This window comes from Achromobacter marplatensis (assembly GCF_002209535.1).
GTDB classification, from domain to species: domain Bacteria; phylum Pseudomonadota; class Gammaproteobacteria; order Burkholderiales; family Burkholderiaceae_B; genus Achromobacter; species Achromobacter marplatensis.
In genome coordinates this window covers 18,681-34,521 of the sequence record NZ_NJIG01000026.1, presented here as the reverse complement: position 1 = coordinate 34,521, position 15,841 = coordinate 18,681, and the positions used below count along the sequence as shown (strand labels likewise).

General features: G+C 68.1%; 14 protein-coding genes. 10 read left to right on the top strand and 4 right to left on the bottom strand.

What is annotated here, in order from left to right:
- Positions 1–12 precede the first annotated feature (12 nt).
- From CEY09_RS29975 to CEY09_RS29965, 3 genes are all read right to left on the bottom strand, one after another.
- The gene (locus CEY09_RS29975) at positions 13–894 is read right to left on the bottom strand and encodes a branched-chain amino acid ABC transporter permease (protein WP_088591399.1); all 882 of its coding nucleotides are present in this window, start codon (positions 892–894) and stop codon (positions 13–15) included.
- Between the two features lie 9 nt (positions 895–903).
- Positions 904–1,896, bottom strand: coding sequence for a branched-chain amino acid ABC transporter permease (locus tag CEY09_RS29970; protein ID WP_006228027.1), 993 nt, complete (start codon positions 1,894–1,896; stop codon positions 904–906).
- An 89-nt stretch (positions 1,897–1,985) separates the two neighbouring features.
- The gene (locus CEY09_RS29965) at positions 1,986–2,870 is read right to left on the bottom strand and encodes a LysR family transcriptional regulator (RefSeq protein ID WP_088591410.1); all 885 of its coding nucleotides are present in this window, start codon (positions 2,868–2,870) and stop codon (positions 1,986–1,988) included.
- 160 nt (positions 2,871–3,030) lie between these two features.
- On the opposite strand from CEY09_RS29965, the gene CEY09_RS29960 reads away from it, so the two are divergent.
- The 10 genes from CEY09_RS29960 (at position 3,031) to CEY09_RS29915 (ending at position 14,767) form a co-directional block, all read left to right on the top strand.
- Entirely contained in the window at positions 3,031–4,263 is a 1,233-nt protein-coding gene (locus CEY09_RS29960; protein WP_088591398.1) for an amino acid ABC transporter substrate-binding protein, read from the top strand.
- Positions 4,264–4,325: 62 nt separating this feature from the next.
- Positions 4,326–5,744: an amidase gene (locus CEY09_RS29955; protein ID WP_088591397.1), complete on the top strand. Its 1,419-nt coding sequence runs from the start codon at positions 4,326–4,328 to the stop codon at positions 5,742–5,744.
- A 203-nt stretch (positions 5,745–5,947) separates the two neighbouring features.
- Entirely contained in the window at positions 5,948–7,369 is a 1,422-nt protein-coding gene (locus CEY09_RS29950; protein WP_088591396.1) for an ABC transporter substrate-binding protein, read from the top strand.
- A gap of 1 nt (position 7,370) precedes the next feature.
- Positions 7,371–8,492, top strand: coding sequence for an ABC transporter ATP-binding protein (locus tag CEY09_RS29945; RefSeq protein ID WP_088591395.1), 1,122 nt, complete (start codon positions 7,371–7,373; stop codon positions 8,490–8,492).
- A complete protein-coding gene (locus CEY09_RS29940; RefSeq protein ID WP_088591394.1) occupies positions 8,489–9,433 on the top strand; it encodes a carbohydrate ABC transporter permease in 945 nt (314 codons plus the stop codon). Before CEY09_RS29945 ends, CEY09_RS29940 begins: the two co-directional genes overlap by 4 nt.
- Positions 9,423–10,322, top strand: coding sequence for a carbohydrate ABC transporter permease (locus tag CEY09_RS29935; RefSeq protein WP_006228020.1), 900 nt, complete (start codon positions 9,423–9,425; stop codon positions 10,320–10,322). The genes CEY09_RS29940 and CEY09_RS29935 overlap by 11 nt, the downstream gene beginning before the upstream one ends.
- A 28-nt stretch (positions 10,323–10,350) precedes the next feature.
- Positions 10,351–11,262, top strand: a complete 912-nt coding sequence (locus CEY09_RS29930) for a DUF6963 family protein (RefSeq protein ID WP_088591393.1) — start codon at positions 10,351–10,353, stop codon at positions 11,260–11,262.
- A gap of 4 nt (positions 11,263–11,266) precedes the next feature.
- Positions 11,267–11,926 carry a TetR/AcrR family transcriptional regulator gene (locus CEY09_RS29925; protein WP_088591392.1) on the top strand — a complete coding sequence of 220 codons (660 nt, stop codon included), beginning with the start codon at positions 11,267–11,269 and terminating at the stop codon, positions 11,924–11,926.
- A 10-nt stretch (positions 11,927–11,936) separates the two neighbouring features.
- Entirely contained in the window at positions 11,937–13,436 is a 1,500-nt protein-coding gene (locus tag CEY09_RS29920; RefSeq protein ID WP_088591391.1) for an N-acyl-D-amino-acid deacylase family protein, read from the top strand.
- 80 nt (positions 13,437–13,516) lie between these two features.
- Positions 13,517–14,767 (top strand): D-amino acid dehydrogenase, encoded by a 1,251-nt coding sequence (locus CEY09_RS29915; protein ID WP_088591390.1) that lies wholly within the window; start codon positions 13,517–13,519, stop codon positions 14,765–14,767.
- Positions 14,768–14,794: 27 nt separating this feature from the next.
- Here CEY09_RS29915 and CEY09_RS29910 read toward each other — a convergent pair whose 3' ends face one another.
- Complete coding sequence (locus CEY09_RS29910; protein WP_167390189.1) at positions 14,795–15,799, bottom strand: Bug family tripartite tricarboxylate transporter substrate binding protein; 1,005 nt, start codon at positions 15,797–15,799, stop codon at positions 14,795–14,797.
- Positions 15,800–15,841: the final 42 nt, after the last annotated feature.

The following is a 15,841-nucleotide window of genomic DNA, read 5'->3' as shown; positions in this document are numbered from 1 at the left end:
CTCCCGGGGCTGTTAACGCAGCGCCTGGCGGCCGAACAAGCCGCTGGGCCGGATGAAGATCGTGGCGACCATCAGCGCAAAACCGCAGATGGTGGCGATGGAGGGGCTGAAGAACACCACGGACACCTGTTCGGTGATGCCGAACAGCAGCGCCCCGACCAGCGCCCCCACCGGATGGCCCAAGCCGCCCAGCACGATGACGATGAAGCCAATCAGCGTGTAGTCGTTGCCCATGAACGGCGAGAACGCCGGGAACACCATGGCCACCAGCACGCCGCTGGCGGCAGCCAGGCCCACGCCCAGCCCGAACGCCACGGCCGACAGCCGCTCGGCATTGATACCCACGATGCGGACCGCGTCGCGGTTCATGATGATGGCGCGCAGCGCCTTGCCCAGCTGCGTGCGGTACAGGAACACCGTCAGCGCGGCGATGATCGCCAGCGCGATGGCAAGCGCCAGCAGCCGCACGGTCGGGATCAGGACCGGGCCGAACTTCAGGAAGACGGGTTCGATCTCGTAGGGCAGCGAGCGCGCGTCGGCATCGAACGCCAGCAGCATGAGCGCACCCAGCATGATGGACACGCCGAACATCAGCAGCAGCGAACTGATCTCGGGATCGTCCGCCTTGGACAGCCGCGGGATCAGGACGAAGTACAGCAGGTAGCCGGCCAGGAAGAACGCCACGAACGCCAGCGGCAGCGCCACCAGCGGGTTGATGCCCGCGTATTCCATCAGGTAGAAGGCGAAATACGCGCCCAGCACCAGGAATTCGCCGTGCGCGAAATTCACCACCCGCAGCACGCCGAAGACGACGTTCAGGCCCACGCCGATCAGGCCGTAGATGGCGCCGAGGATCAGGCCGTTGATCAGGCCTTGGATAAGCAGTCCGGTCATGGCGGGTCCTCAGGCGATGTAGCGGCGCAGTTGCGGCTTGCGTTTGATCAGGCTGCCGATGATGCCGCGGGGCAGGAACAACATCAGCAGGACGATGATGAGGCCCAGCAGCAGCAGGTTCACCACCGGGAATTTCTGCCAGATCATGTGGTCGATGCCCACCAGCGCCAGCGTTCCGACCACGGGGCCGAGGATGGTGCCGAAGCCCCCCGCCATCGCGTAGATGATGCTCTTGGCGGTGATCAGCACGTTGAAGGCGTATTCCGGGTCGACGACGTTCGTGTACCAGGCCTCGATGCCGCCGGCCAGCGCAGGAAACAAGGCGGCCAGCAGCCAGGCCTTCAGGCGAGTGTTGGGGACGTGGATGCCCACGCAGGCGGCCGCGCCGTCATCGTCACGGATGGCCTTGAGCGCGCGGCCCAGCCGCGATACCGACAGCCAGGTGACGGTTGCCAGCGTGGCGCCCATGACGATCAGCATGGCGTAGTAGCTGTGCGTGGGATTGTTGGCGCGCGACAGGATGATGCCCATGCTGCCGCCGGTGAACGACTGGGGCAGGTCGGAAATGACCAGCTTGACGATGGTGGCCAGCGCCAGGCTCACGATGCCGAAATACACGCCGCGCAGGCGCAGCGTGGGCGCCAGCAGCAGCGCGATCGCCAGACCCACGCCGCCGGCGGCCAATAGCGACGGCAGGATGGGCCAGCCCATGATCTTGTAGCAGATGCCGGTGGCGTAGGAGCCCACGCCATAGAACACCACATAGCCGAACGGCAGATAGCCCGTGAAGCCCACGCAGATGTTCATGGCGCTGGCCATGGTGATCCACAGCATCAGGTAGAACGCGAACGAGATGTTCGAGGTCGCCATCGGAATCACGGCCAGGCCGGCGGCCAGCGCGGCGAAGAGGGTCACTGCGATGCGGGTGCGCAACTGCACGGCGCGCAGATCCTGCGCGCGATGCGAAGCCGCGCCCGCCGCCAGGGCGGGACTGCTGCTCATGATGTCTTCCTCCGGGCCGTCTCGGGTTGGATGGCCGCTCTATTTGGAGGCGATTATGAACAGTTCAAACCATAACTGCAAGTTAAGGACTAACCCTTATCCGGGTCTGGAAACGCCTCGGCCAGCACCCCGCGCAGCTCGTCGATGAAGCGCAAGGCGATCTGCGACGGCTCCCGGTTGCTGGCGTAGACGGCCGAGATATTCAGGGGAATGCGCTCTTGCAGCGGCACGATCACCACGTCCGGCATGGTGTTCTGCATGACCGTGAATTCATCCACGATGGCGATCCCCACCCCGGCATTGACGAGCGCGCACGCAAGCTGGCTCCAGGGCACGTCGGCACACATGCGGCACGGCAGCCCGGCCTGCTCGAACGCGCCCAGCACGAGCATGCCGAAGGGCATGCGGGTGCCCACCACGATATGCGGATGCGGGGAAAGATCCGCCAGACTGACGGACGCCTGCCCCGCCAGCGGATGCCCCCTGGGGATGGCCGCCACCATGCGCCCCACATGCAGCGGCTGCGAGGTCAGGAAGGGATGGTCCGCCTGCATGACCACCAGCCCCAGCTCGGCCTCGCCCTGCAGCACGTCGGAAATCAGGCTGGGCAGGACCGAGGTATTCAGCCGCAGCAGCAGCTCCGGATGGCGCTGCTGGAAACGGGCCACCGCGCGCGGCACCAGGAATTGCGCCAGGCTGGGAATGGAAGCCAGGCGCAGCACGCCCGTGCCATGCTCGGAAAGCGCATCGGCCAGGTCATTGACCCGCTGCATCATGCGCTGCGTTTTTTCGATTTCCTCAAACAGGCTGTGCACTTGCGAGGTAGGGCGCAGCCGCCCGCGCACCCGCTCGAACAGCGTCACGCCCATGCTCTTCTCGGTCTGGGCCAGCATCCGGCTGACGGCCGGCTGCGAAATGTTCAGCAAGCGGGCCGCGCCGCTGATCGACCCGGCCATGACGATGGCCCACAGCATTTCCGTCTGCCGGTAATTCAATTTATTCAAGGCGTGCGCTCCATGCCTATTTGTTATACGCTTTGTCGCGTATTGGGCAATTATTGCCCAATACCGGGTTCTGGGTCCCTGCTTCGCGGCGGGGCGAGGCCCCCAAATCTATAACGATTGGAGACATCCCATGTTCGCTAAATCCTGGTTGTTCCGCTTACCGGCGCTGGCCATGGCCATCGCCGCCTTGACGCCCGCTACCGGCACCGCCCAAACCTCGGACAAGATCCGGGTGGGCATGACGGTCTCGTCCACGGGCAGCTTCGCCCTGGCCTCGCAATCCGGCGTCCGGGGCGTGGAACTGTGGGTGGAAGACGTCAATCGCCGTGGCGGTATCGAGGTGAAGGGCAAGAAATACCCTGTCGAGCTGGTCAAGCTGGATGACCGCAGCGACAAGCAGATGGTCACGCGTGTCTACGAACGCCTGATTGTCGATGAAAAAGTGGATCTGGTGTTTGCGCCTTTTGGCTCCACGCTGACGGCCGCGGCCGCCACCGTCACCGAGCGGCTGGGCAAATACATGATGGTCTGGTCCGCCGCCAGCGACGACCTGTACAAGCAGGGATTCAAGAACATGGTGTCGGGCACCCAGATGCCGGTGTCCGCGATGCTGCGCGCCAACATGGAGCTGGCGGCCAACCAGGGCGTGAAGAAGGTGGCGCTGCTGTATTCCGACGAACCGTTCCCGGCCGGCCTGGCTGAAGGCGGCCGCGAACAGGCCACGAAGAACGGCATGCAGGTCGTGATGTTCGAGAAGTACCCGAAGGGCCAGAAGGACTTCAGCACCATCCTGCAAAAGGCGCGCGCCGCAGGCGCCGAAGCACTGGTGCCGACGTCCTATGAGGGCGACCTGATCAGCATGACGCGCCAGATGAAGCAGCTGGACATCAACTTCCCGTACGTGTTCATGGTGTATGCGTCGACCCCGCAGTTCCAGGCCATCGGCGCGGATGCGAACTACATCTACAGCCATACCAACTACCACCCCGCGATCAACTGGAACGTCAACGCCGGCATGAGCCGCGAACAGTTCGCGGCCGCCTACGACCAGCGCTTTCCCAAGGCCGAGTTCCCGCCCGATTTCCAGACGGCGCTGGCCTACGGCGCGGGCGCGGTCACGGAAGAGGTCGTGAAGAAGGCCGGCTCCACGGACGCCGCGGCGCTCAAGCAGGCGTCGATGGACCTGTCCGGCAAGATCACGGTCATGGCCGGCCCCTACGCCATCGACGACACGGGCAAGCAGCTGCTGATGCCCTTCCCGGTGGTGCAGTTGCTGCCGGGCAAGGGCATGGTGCCCGTGTGGCCCGCGGACGTGGCCACGACGAAACCCGTTTACCCCGCCCCTGACTGGACCAAACGCTAGTCGCGCTTTGCACAGCCGGCCGTGCGCGCCCCGCACGGCCGGCCCCCCAACCTGAGGAAAACATGTCTGAAATTGCATTTGCCACGCTCGGCGAGCTGGCCGACGGCCTGGCCAAAGGCCGCTACAGCTCGGTGGAATTGACGCAGCACTTCCTGGACCGCATCGCCCAGGCCAATCCGGCGCTGGGCGCGTATGTCAGCGTGGACAGCGCCGGCGCCTTGCGCCTGGCCGAAGCCGCCGATGCGCGCCGCCGCGCCGGCTATGGCCTGCTCAGCCCGCTGGACGGCGTGCCGGTGGCCGCCAAGGACCTGTGCGACATCCAGGGCCAGGTCACCACCGCAGGTTCCGAGGCCTGGCGCGAGCGCCGCAGCAGCGTCACGGCCACCGCGGTGACGCGCCTGCTGGACGCCGGCATGGTGATGCTGGGCAAAACCCACATGGTCGAATTCGCGTTCGGCGGCTGGGGCACGAACCCCGTCATGGGCACGCCGCGCAACCCTTGGGATTTGCAGGCGTCGCGCATTCCAGGCGGCTCGTCCAGCGGATCCGGCGTAGCCGTCGCGGCCGGCCTGGCGCCGGCCGCGCTGGGGTCGGACACCGGCGGCTCGGTGCGGATTCCCGCCGCGTTGAACGGCATCACGGGTTTGAAGACCACGCGCGGGCTGATCAGCCTTCATGGCGCGGTGGCGCTGTCGACCACGCTGGACTCCATCGGTCCGCTCACGCGCGACACCCGCGATGCGATGCTGCTGACCGCGCTGATGGCCGGGCCGGATGTTCAGGATCCGCTGACGCAAGGCCTGCCCACCTTCCAGATCCAGGAACCCGCCACAGGCGCGCAACCGTTGCGCGGCATCCGCATCGCGCTGATGCCGCCGTCGCAGCATCCCATCGCCGTGGATGCCGACGCCCTGTCTGCCCTGGATGACGCGCGCCGCGTGCTCGTCGACCTGGGCGCCGAAGTGGCCGAAACGCCCTTCCCCTTCGACTTCCGCGAGATGATGCTGCGCAACGGCCAGATCATCGCCGCCGAGGCCTACGCCATGCACCGCGAATACATCGAAGACGCGGCGCAGCCCATCGGCCAATATGTGCGCGCCCGCGTGCTGTCCGGAAAGGGCGTGTCCGCCGCCGACTACATCGCCGCGTTGCAGGCGCACGCGCAGGCACGCCAGGCATGGCTGGCATGGATGCGCGACATCGATGCCGTGCTGACGCCCTGCGCGCCGTTTGGCGCCCGCCTGCTGGCCGACGTGGACGAGGCCGCCACGCCGCTGGCCGCCTTCACCCGCGCGGGCAACTACGTCAACGCATCCGGACTGGCGCTGCCGGCCGGCTTCACCGCCGGCGGCCTGCCGCTGGGCGTGCAACTGCTGGGCAAGCCGAATGCCGAAGGCACGCTCGGCAAGATCGGCATGGCCTTCCAGGCCGTGACCGACTGGCATCGCCGCCACCCCGACCTGAAGTCCATCGGGCTGTAAGTCGACAGGCCCGTTGACGACACGCCGGCGGCACCCGCCGTCGGCGCACCCTCTCCCGCCCTCCTAGGGAAACTCCCCCCTTGCTGCCGGCCCTCCCGAAGCAATATCTTGAATCCGGAATGTGACCACATGGTCACAACACCGACCACACGTCTTCGCTGCACCCTCTCTTTGTTGTCTTCTCAACCGCAAGGAAGTCCAGCATGCCCCAGCGTTCACCCTTTGAAGGCCAGGCGGATCCCGCCCGCCGCGACTTCCTGTTGCGCAGCGCTGCAGGCCTGGCCGGCGCCGCCGGTCTGGCAGCAGGCGCCTGGCCCCTGCAGGCCCTGGCCCAGGCGCCCTCGCCGCTGACCTTCGCCTTCTGGCCGTGGGGCAGTGAAATCGTGCAGCAAGGCGCGGCGCGCTTCACGCAGGAAAGCGGCGTGCAGGTGAACCTGTCGCCCATTCCCGGCGACTACGCCGCGGTGCTGGAAACCCAGTTGGCCGCCAAGGCGCCGCTGGACATGTTCTACGCGCAACGCGGCCAGGCGTCGCGCTGGTACGCGGCAGGCTGGATCCGCCCGATTGACGACATGCCCGGCCTGGCCGACATCCAGAAGCAGATGTTCCCCGGCATCGTGGATGATGCCCGCGCCACCGACGGCCGCTACCTGGGCCTGACGTATTACAACGGCGGCCCGTTCGCACTGTTCCGCAATGAGAAGATGCTGGGCGAAGCCGGATTCGGCGGCACCGCCAACGCGGCGGACTATCCGCAGGATTGGGCCACGGTCGAGAAGCAGGCCCGCGAGATCAAGAAAAAGGGCTTGTCCGAGCACCCCATGCTGATGCCCTGGTACAACGCCTGGACCGGCCTGCCCTGGGCCCTGATCGCGCAGTGCTTTGCCGAAGGCGAACGCTTCGTCGACGACGACCTGCGCGCCACTTTCGGCGGCGACACGCCGCTGGTCAAAGTCCTGACGGACTGGAAGCGCTGGTGGGACGACGAGCTGGTGCAGCGCGCCGTGCTGACCTGGTCCGGCACCGAGACGTCCAGTTCATGGATGAAGGGCCAGCACGCCTTCCACCTGAACATCGACTACTACAGCTTCAACTACAACGATCCTGCCAAGAGCCAGATCGCCGCGTACTCCAGCTACAACCCCGTCGTGCCGGGCGCCACGCACGATACGGTGCTGGTGGGCCATGCGCTGCTGTGCATGTCGACCCGCAAGCGCACGGACGCCGAGCAGGCCGCGCTGTGGGAACTGGTGAAGTACTTCGGATACCGCGACAAGGCGGGCCAGCTGACCACGCACAAGAACTGGATCGCCAAGGCCAATCTGGAAGTGCCGTTCCCCGAGCTGTACCGCGACGCGGACAGCAAGGCGGCCATCATGAAATGGATGTACCCGCCCCAGGCCGAACAGGTCTACCAGTGGCTCTTCCAAGGCCGCGAGAAAGCCGTCGCCGCCCACATCCTGAAGGCGCCCTGGTATCAGGAATGGGATACCGGCATGCACGAGATGATCGCCCAGGACATGCTCATCAAGGGGTCCAAGACGCCGGCGCAGGTCGCCACCGAACTGCGCGCCCGCTGGGATGCGCTCTACAAGAAGTACGCCAAGATCCTGAAGCGGAGCTGATATGGCCAGCGTATCCCTGCAAGGCATCCAGAAGGCCTATACCCACTTCCAGGCCGTGCGCTCGCTGGACCTGGACATCCGCGACGGCGAATTCGTGGTGCTGCTCGGGCCGTCCGGCTGCGGCAAGACCACCACGCTGAACATGATCGCCGGGCTGGACACGCCCACGGGCGGTGAGATCCGCATCGCCGACCGACGCGTGGACCAGGTGCCGCCCCACCGGCGTAACGTGGCCATGGTGTTCCAGAGCATCGCGCTGTATCCGCACATGACCGTGCGCGAGAACATCGGCTTTCCGCTGCGCATGCAGAAGATGCCGGTGGCCGAAGTGCGCGCGCGCGTGGACCGCGCCGCCAGCCTGCTGCGCGTGGAATCGATGCTGGACCGCAAGCCCTACCAGTTGTCGGGCGGACAGCGCCAGCGCGTGGCCATCGGCCGCGCGGTGGTGCGCAACCCCGACCTGTTCCTGTTCGACGAACCGCTGTCCAGCCTGGACGCCAAGCTGCGCACGGACATGCGGGTGGAGCTCAAGCGCCTGCACCGCACGCTGCAGGCCACCTTCATCTACGTCACGCACGATCAGGTCGAGGCGATGACACTCGCCGACCGCATCGCGGTGATGTCGGGCGGCAACCTGCTGCAGTTCGCTGACCCCGACACCATCTACCGCCGGCCCGCCAACATGGAAGTGGCCGACTTCATCGGCAACCCCGGCATGAACTTCCTGCGCGGCACGCTGCATGCGCACGATGGCGTCCCCGCCCTGCAGACGGCGGGCGGACGCCATGTATTGCCGGCCGCCCTGCACCCCGCCGCGCGTGCCTTGCCCGAAGGCAGCCAGGCCACGCTGGGCATCCGCCCCGAAGCCATGGCGCCTGCGCCGCTGGCAGGCGACGGCCTGCTGCTGCAAGGCAGCGTCTGGGCCGTCGAGCCGGTCGGGCCCGACCAGTTCGTGGACGTGGCGGTCGGCGCGGAAGACGGCCCGCGCCTGCGTGCGCGCCTGCCGCCCGAACGCCGCTATGAAGTCGGCGCCCCCATCGCGCTGGCGCTGCCCGCGGCACGCCTGTACCTGTTCGACGCGCAGGGATTGCGCGTGCACGGCGGCGAGGAGCCGCGGTCATGAGCGCCGCCAGCCTGTCGCCCGCCCGACCCGCGCCGGCGCGCCAAGGTGGCCGCGAAATGTCCGACCTGGGCTTCGCGCTGACCGTGATCGTGGCGGTGTACGCGCTGAACACGCTGATCATCGGCGTGCCGCTGGGCTATTCGTTCTGGCTCAGCCTGCACGACACCAACGCCATCCTGCGCACGGAAGAGTTCGTCGGCGCCGACCTCTACGGCGAAGTGCTGTCCGACCCCGCCGTCATCGACGCGATCTGGCGCAGCCTGGGCTTTGTCGCCATGTGCGTGGCGGGATCATTCGCCGCGGCGCTGGGCATCGCGCTGGTGCTGAACGAAGAGATGCCGCTGCGCGGCCTGGTGCGCGGGCTGGCGCTCTTGCCCTGGGCGATGTCCCAGGTGGTGACCGCCACGGTGTTCTCGTTCCTGCTGAACCCCAGCTTCGGCGCCCTGACCGGGTTGCTGGCGCCGCTGGGCCTGGCCAACGCGGCCACGGTCTGGCTGGCCAGCGACTGGGCGCTGTTCTGGGTCGCGCTGGCATTCGTCTGGCATATCGCGCCACTGGGAAGCTTCTTCTACCTGGCCGCATTGCAGACGATTCCGCGAGACCTGTACCGGGCGGCACGCGTGGACGGCGCAGGCCCGCTGTCGCGCTTCCGGCACATCACGCTGCCACACTTGAAGCACACGACGCTGATCGTGCTGGTCGTGATGACAGTGGAAGCGGTGCGGCAGTTCGACCTGCTGTTCTCGCTGACGCGCGGCGGGCCCGGCACGTCCACGCAGATCCTGCCGCTGCTGATCTTCCGCTACAACTTCGAATTCTCGAAGTACGGCCTGGCCTCGGCCGCCGCCTTCCTGCTGACGGTGCTGTCGCTGCTGCTGGCCACCGCCTACTTCATGCTGATCCGCAAGAAACGCCCCCAGGGAGACGCCCATGCGCAGTGATGCCGCGAAAGTCACCGGCGAAGGCTGGCGCCCCTGGCTGGTGGGCGCAGGCGTGGCGCTCGTCGCGTTCTGGTGCCTGTTCCCGTTGTACTGGACGCTGAAGGCGTCGTTCATGGACGAATCGGCCATCATCATGGGGGTTGCGCACAACGCAGGCGGGTTCACCTTCGACAACTACCTGCGCGTGCTGGGCCTGTCCACGTCGGACTCGATCTTCGGCGGCCAGACCAAGGCCATCATGACGGGCTTCGTGAACAGCGCGCTGGTGGCGCTGCCGGCCGCCGCCGTCGGCACGGCCATCGCCACGTTGGCGGGCTATGTGCTGGGCCGGTTCGAATTCCCCTTCAAGGGGCCGCTGCTGTACGTGCTGCTGGCCTCGCGCACCTTGCCGCCCATTGCGCTGCTGATCCCGTACTACGTGTTCTTCGCCGCCATCGGGCTGGCGGGCAGCCTGTTCGGCCTGTGGATCGTGTACCTGACCGCGGTGATCCCGCTGCTGTCGTGGGTGCTGATGGGCTACTTCGCATCGCTGCCCGTGGAAATCGAGCGCGCCGCGCGCATGGACGGCTGCACGCGCTGGCAGATGCTGCGCCACGTGACGCTGCCCATGGCGCTGCCGGGCATCGCCGCGGCCTTCATCATCGCGTTCCTGGTGGGCTGGAACGACCTGCTGTTCGCCATCGTGCTGACCGGCGGCACGTCCGCGCAGACCTTGTCGGCCTCGTTACTGGGCCTGTCTCCGCTGATGCCGGGGTTCCGCGCCGACCTGGGGCTCTTCGCCGCGGCCAGCATGCTTGCCGCCCTGCCCCCGCTGGCGCTGGCCATGCTGTTCCAGCGCTTCATCACCAACCTGAACATCGTCGATCCCGTGACGAGCAACACGGACTAGGACCGGTGAACGCCAAGAGGAGCCTCGCATGACGATCGGCGTCGCGGCATCCGGCCCGCAGGCGGGCGCGGCAGTGCAGGCGGCGGCGCTGGCCGCCGAGGCGATGGGCCACGGCGCCATCGGCGGTTTTGCCGTGTTCGCCATCATGGACGACGCCGGCCGCGTACGGCACAGATGGTGCCAGCGCGGCGGCGTCACCGCCTTGAACCTGCCGCCGGACTGGTTGCAGGCGCCCCGCGCGGCCTTGATCGAAAGCGGCCCGGACCGCCCCGAACCGCTGGTGCAGTTTCTGCCCGGCGCCGATGGCGTGGGGCTGGTGACCGGGCACCGGCTGCCCAACCGGCCGGGCGCCGACGGCATCGCGCTGAACCAGGCCGCGCTCGGCCTCATGGCCGCGGGCGCCCCGCCGGGCGACGCCGTCGGCCAGGTGCTGCAGGCGCATCCGGAAATCGACGCGGGCCTGATCGCGCTGTCGGCCGCGGGCGAACTTGCCTGGGGCAATACGCGGCGCGTCGCCCGCCGCCCCGACCAAGGGCTTGCCCATCGCGACAACGGCCTGTGCCGCGTCGCCGTGCTGCATAACTCCATCCACCCCTGCCCGCCGCTGGCCGACGCGATGGCGGACCTGGCCTGGTATGCCTTGACCGGTGAATCCGCGTCCTATCGCGCCTTGACCCTCGGCGTCCCCGTCGCCATCACCGCCGCGGCCCGCGACCGCGTGCTGGTGGATGCGCAAGGGCGCATCCTGGCCATCGAACAGGCCGACCCGTCGCTACCCTCGGCGCCGCGCCGCGCCAATGCGGTCTACCTGGGCAGCGAAGTCTGGCAAGATGACAGGCATATCGGCCACACCGTCAGCGAACTCAACGCCGACATGGCCGACGGCCGGGTGTACGGCGTGCCGGACCCCGCCCGCTCCCTCATCATCATGAAGGAATAGGCCTATGTCGCGACGCGAGAATACCGAAAGGCAGATCCTGCAAGCGCTGGAAGCCCAGATCCTGGAAACCGGAATGGGCGGCGTCGGCATCAACGCGATCGCCAAGCGTGCCGGCGTCAGCAAGGAACTCATCTACCGCTATTTCGACGGCATGCCCGGCCTGATGCTGGCCTGGATGCAGGAACAGGATTTCTGGACCCGCAACCCCGGGCTGCTGGCCGCGGACGAATCCAGCCAGCGCACGCCCGGCGAACTCGTGCTGTCCATGTTGCGTGCGCAGATCGACGCACTGGCCGGCAATGAGACGCTGCGCGAAGTGCGCCGCTGGGAACTCATCGAACGCAACGAGGTGTCCGCGCCTTTGGCCGAACGGCGCGAACGCGCCGCGCGCGGCTTCATCGACCGTATCGACGGCCTGGCGCCGGAAGCCGACATGCCGGCGATGGTCAGCGTGATGCTGGCCGGCGTGCTCTACCTGATGCTGCGCGCCAAGACCGAATCCCACTTCCTGGGCGTGCCGTTGCGCACGCCGGAAGGCTGGGACCGCATCGGCGGCGCGCTGGAACACCTGGTGGCCCATGGTTTTCCTGACCCCCTGAATACCGAATCCCTTGCCAACCTGGAGGCGCGCCGCGGCACGCAGGCCGCCGACCCAGAAACCTGAGCCCCAACCCATGCCCGCGCATCCCGACCAGCAGGAATACGACATCATCATCACCGGCGGCCAAGTCGCCGACGGCCTGGGCGGACCTGCCCGCCGCGCCGACATCGCGATCCGCGGCGAACGCATTGCCGCCATCGGCGATGGCGCGGCGTGGCGCGCGCCGCGCCGCATCGACGCGACGGGCAAGGTGGTGTCGCCGGGCTTCATCGACTGCCATACCCACGATGACCGCGCGCTGCTGGGCACGCCGCTGATGCGGCCCAAGGTCAGCCAGGGCATCACCACCGTCGTCACCGGCAATTGCGGCATCAGCCTGGCGCCCGTGCGCACGCCGGGCGACGTGGTGCCGCCGCCGCTGAACCTGCTGGCCAAGCACACGGGCGAGCTCTACGCCCGCATGCAGGATTACGCCGACGCGCTGCAAGCCGCACCCGCCGCCGTCAACAGCCTGGCGCTGGTGGGCCATTCCAGCCTGCGCGTATCCGCCATGGACCGGCTGGACCGCCCGGCCGACAAGAAAGAGATCGCGGCCATGCGGCAGGCGCTGGACCAGGCCATGGCCGCCGGCGCGGCGGGACTGTCGACAGGCCTGTATTACCCGACCGCCATGCACGCCAGCACCGAGGAAGTGATTGGCGTGGCTGAACCGCTGGCCACCTGGCGCGGCCTGTACACGACGCACTTGCGCGACGAGGCCGATCACCTCTGCGACGCGATGGAAGAAGCCTTCCTGATCGGCCGGGCGGCCGACGTGCCGGCCATCCTGTCGCACCACAAGGTCACCGGCAAGCACAACCACGGCCGCACGGCCGAAACGCTGGCGCTGTACGACCGCATGCGCGCCGAGCAGCCGCTGGGCATGGACGTCTATCCCTATGCGGCGTCTTCCACCATCCTGGAGCCGCGCCGCGTGGCCGCCGGCGAGAAGATCATCGTTACGTGGTCGCAGACGCGTCCCGAGATCCAGGGCGTGGACCTGCGCGAACTGGCCGCGCGCGAAGGCCGCGATCCCACCCGCCTGGCCGAAGAACTGTCGCCCGGCGGCGCGATCTATTTCTCGATGGACGAAGCCGACGTGAAGCGTGTCATCAGCCACGGCAGCGTCATGATCGGGTCCGACGGGTTGCCGCACGACCAGCGCCCCCATCCCCGCCTGTGGGGCGCGTTCTCACGCGTGCTGGCGCGCTATGTGCGCGAGATGCGGGTGCTGGGCATGGAAGAGGCCGTCCGCCGCATGACGAGCCTGACGGCCGCGCAGTTCGGCCTGAAGGACCGCGGCGTGCTGCGCCCCGGCTGCTATGCGGACGTGGTGGTCTTTGACCCGTCCACGGTGGCCGACCTGGCCAGTTTCGCCGAGCCCACCCTGCCGTCCACGGGCATCCAGGCGGTGCTGGTCAACGGCCAGCTGGTCGAGGAAGACGGCGCTCCAACCGGCGCCCGCCCTGGCCGCTTGCTGCGCGGCGACGACCGCGCGGCCCCCGGCTTCGAAACACCCGCCTGGGCAGCCTGACACCTTATCGCCGCACGCCCGCCTGGCCGGGCGCCAACCCTTGAACGCCGCGCCCGCGCGCGGCGCCTCCCTGGAGCATCATGCACATTGTTGTCATCGGCGCGGGGGTGGTCGGCATGACCACCGCCTATTTCCTGCACCGCGCAGGCCATCGGGTCACGGTCGTCGACGCGGGCTCGGGCCCCGGGCAGGCAACCAGCATGGCCAACGGCGCGCAACTGAGCTACAGCTTCGTCGCTCCGCTGGCCGACCCCGCCGTCTTGCCCAAACTGCCCTCGTGGCTGCTGGCCCAGGACGCGCCGCTGCGCTTCCGGCCGCGCCTGGATCCGGACCAGTGGCGCTGGAGCCTCGCCTTCCTGCGCGCCTGCACGCGCGCCAAAAGCCGCTCCACCACGCGCGAACTGCTGTCACTGGGCATGTACAGCCGCTTGTGCGTGCATGAGCTCGTGCGCCAGGAGAATCCCGATTTCGATTTTTCGTCGTCCGGCAAACTGCTGGTCTATCAGGATGCCGGCGCCTACGCGCAAGCGCTGGCGCAGCGCGACTACCTGGCGGATCTGGGCAGCGAGCAGCGCGTGATGGACACGCGCGCCTGCGTGGAGATGGAACCCGCGCTGGCCGGCATCGGGACCAGCATCCAGGGCGCGCTCTACACCCCGACCGAAGACGCGGGCGACTGCCAGCGCCTATGCACGGAGCTTGAACGCATCCTGCGCGCCGCCGCGGACCCCGTGCGCTTTCATTTCAATACCCGGGTGACCGTGTTGCGATCGGAACGCGGGCGCGTCGTGGGCGCCTCTACCGCCGCGGGCGATCTGGATGCCGACCACTACGTGCTGGCAAGCGGCATGGGCGCGCAGCCGCTGGCGCGGCAGCTGGGGCTGAACCTGCGGATCTATCCGCTCAAGGGGTACAGCCTGACGTATGCGCTGACGCCGGACAGCGTCGCCCCCAACGCCAGCATCAGCGATATCCGGCGCAAGGTGGTGTATGCAAGGCTGGGCCGGCGGCTGCGGGTGGCGGGCATGGTCGATATCGGCACGGGCGGCGGCGGCGTGGATCCGCGGCGCGTGCGCAGCCTGGAGCGCGACGTGGCGCAGTTCTTCCCGGACCTGAACCCGGCAGGCCCGCCCGAGCCCTGGGCCGGCCTGCGCCCCGCACGGCCCGACGGCAAGCCGCTGATCGGCGCCACACCCTACCGCAACCTGTGGTTGAACACCGGCCACGGCGGCCTGGGCTTCACGCTGGCCGCCGGCAGCGCGCGGATGCTGACGGACCTGATGCAGGGCCGCAACCCGGCCGTGGACGCGGCCGCCTTCGCCCTGGCGTAACGCGCGAGGCAGGCGTCCGCGCCGCGCTCAGTCCGCCTTGATGCCGCGGCTGCGGATCAGCGTGCCCCACTTGTCGCGTTCCTTCACTTCAAACGCGGCCAGGTCGGCGCCGAACAGATTGCCCGGCGTGGCGCCGCCTTGCGCCAGCGACTGCTGCAGCTCGGGCGATTTCAAGGCCTGCTTCATCGCCGCGATCAGCTTGTCGACGACCGGCACGGGCGTGCCGCGCGGCGCATACAGGCCGGACCAGGCGGTGACCTCGAAACCGGGCAGGCCGGCCTCGGCCATCGTGGGCAGGTCGGGCGCGGCAGGGCTGCGTTCGGCCGACGTCACCGCGATGCCGCGCAAGCGGCCGCCCGGCTTTAACGCCGCCATGGAACTGGGCAGGTTGTCCATCAGGATGTCGACCTGTCCGCCGATCACGGCGGGTATCGCGGCCGACGACCCCTTGAACGGCACGTGCAGCATCTGCAGCCCGGCCAGCGATTCGAAATAGGCGCCCGTCAGGTGCACGGACGAACCGATGCCCGGCGACGCGTAGGAGTACTTGCCGGGATCCTTCTTCACCGCCTTCATCACATCGTCCAGATTGCGCCAGGGCGATCCGGCCGCCACCGCCATGACGTTGGGCGTGGAAGCGATCATGCCCAGCGGCACCAGGTCGGTGGCGGGATTGAATCCGATGTTGCCGTACAGGAACTGATTGACGGTCTGCGTGCCGACGGAGCCCAGCACGATGGTGTAGCCGTCGGGCTGGGCGCGCGCGGCAGCGGCCACGCCCAGGTTGCCCGCCGCGCCCGGCTTGTTCTCGACCACGATGGACTCGCCCAGCGCCGGCCGCATGTGTTGGGCGATGGTGCGCGCGAAGATGTCGGTGGTGCCGCCGGGCGGAAACGGCACGATCAGGGTGATCGGCCGCGCCGGCCATTCCTGCGCGGACGCCGCCGCGCTCAACGCCAGCGTGGCGGCCGCCGCCACGCTTGTCCAGCGCCCTGCCCTGGCGGCCGTCCGCCAATGAGTTGACCAGCCCATCCTCTTTCCCCTTCGCTGACGCGTGTTCGATTGATCAAACGG

What these genes read in the sequence shown, in the direction of transcription:
- CEY09_RS29960 (WP_088591398.1), top strand. Translation starts at nt 3,031, where the DNA reads ATGTTCGCTAAATCCTGGTTGTTCCGCTTACCGGCGCTGGCCATGGCC.
- CEY09_RS29955 (WP_088591397.1), top strand. Translation starts at nt 4,326, where the DNA reads ATGTCTGAAATTGCATTTGCCACGCTCGGCGAGCTGGCCGACGGCCTG.
- CEY09_RS29940 (WP_088591394.1), top strand. Translation starts at nt 8,489, where the DNA reads ATGAGCGCCGCCAGCCTGTCGCCCGCCCGACCCGCGCCGGCGCGCCAA.
- CEY09_RS29945 (WP_088591395.1), top strand. Translation starts at nt 7,371, where the DNA reads ATGGCCAGCGTATCCCTGCAAGGCATCCAGAAGGCCTATACCCACTTC.
- CEY09_RS29915 (WP_088591390.1), top strand. Translation starts at nt 13,517, where the DNA reads ATGCACATTGTTGTCATCGGCGCGGGGGTGGTCGGCATGACCACCGCC.
- CEY09_RS29935 (WP_006228020.1), top strand. Translation starts at nt 9,423, where the DNA reads ATGCGCAGTGATGCCGCGAAAGTCACCGGCGAAGGCTGGCGCCCCTGG.
- CEY09_RS29970 (WP_006228027.1), bottom strand. Translation starts at nt 1,896, where the DNA reads ATGAGCAGCAGTCCCGCCCTGGCGGCGGGCGCGGCTTCGCATCGCGCG.
- CEY09_RS29925 (WP_088591392.1), top strand. Translation starts at nt 11,267, where the DNA reads ATGTCGCGACGCGAGAATACCGAAAGGCAGATCCTGCAAGCGCTGGAA.
- CEY09_RS29950 (WP_088591396.1), top strand. Translation starts at nt 5,948, where the DNA reads ATGCCCCAGCGTTCACCCTTTGAAGGCCAGGCGGATCCCGCCCGCCGC.
- CEY09_RS29930 (WP_088591393.1), top strand. Translation starts at nt 10,351, where the DNA reads ATGACGATCGGCGTCGCGGCATCCGGCCCGCAGGCGGGCGCGGCAGTG.
- CEY09_RS29910 (WP_167390189.1), bottom strand. Translation starts at nt 15,799, where the DNA reads ATGGGCTGGTCAACTCATTGGCGGACGGCCGCCAGGGCAGGGCGCTGG.
- CEY09_RS29975 (WP_088591399.1), bottom strand. Translation starts at nt 894, where the DNA reads ATGACCGGACTGCTTATCCAAGGCCTGATCAACGGCCTGATCCTCGGC.
- CEY09_RS29920 (WP_088591391.1), top strand. Translation starts at nt 11,937, where the DNA reads ATGCCCGCGCATCCCGACCAGCAGGAATACGACATCATCATCACCGGC.
- CEY09_RS29965 (WP_088591410.1), bottom strand. Translation starts at nt 2,870, where the DNA reads ATGCTGTGGGCCATCGTCATGGCCGGGTCGATCAGCGGCGCGGCCCGC.